Source organism: Burkholderia sp. SIMBA_062 (assembly GCF_046534765.1).
Lineage (GTDB): Bacteria > Pseudomonadota > Gammaproteobacteria > Burkholderiales > Burkholderiaceae > Burkholderia > Burkholderia ambifaria.
Genome location: NZ_JAWRYD010000126.1, coordinates 1 through 418, shown reverse-complemented (window position 1 = coordinate 418; position 418 = coordinate 1). Strand labels below are relative to the sequence as shown.

General features: G+C 63.9%; 1 protein-coding gene. It reads right to left on the bottom strand.

Annotated elements, in window-relative coordinates; translation table 11 throughout:
- On the bottom strand, positions 1–418 hold a 418-nt coding region (locus tag SB786_RS35690; RefSeq protein ID WP_410731499.1), incomplete at both ends, for a DEAD/DEAH box helicase.

The following is a 418-nucleotide window of genomic DNA, read 5'->3' as shown; positions in this document are numbered from 1 at the left end:
GTCCTTCCTCGACATGCTTTTGAACGAAACCAACCACGTCGCTGCGCCGGTTATCGGCGACCAGCCGGGTCTTGATCGGCGTCCGCCCAGGCGGCAGCTCGTCGAGGACCGTTACGTCGAGGTCGGCGTAATAGCTCATGGCCAGCGTGCGGGGAATCGGCGTCGCCGACATCATCAGCTGGTGCGGGTTGTTGCCCTTCTTGCGCAGGGCCAGGCGTTGCTGCACGCCAAAACGGTGCTGTTCATCGATGATCGCCAGGGCCAGGTGCTTGAACTTCACCTCTTCCTGAAACAGCGCGTGGGTGCCGACCACCATCGGTGCGCCGTTGGCGATCTGTTCCAGGGAAGCTGCCCGGGCCTTGCCCTTGAGCTTGCCGGCCAGCCAGGCCACTTCGATGCCCAGTGGTTCGAGCCAGCG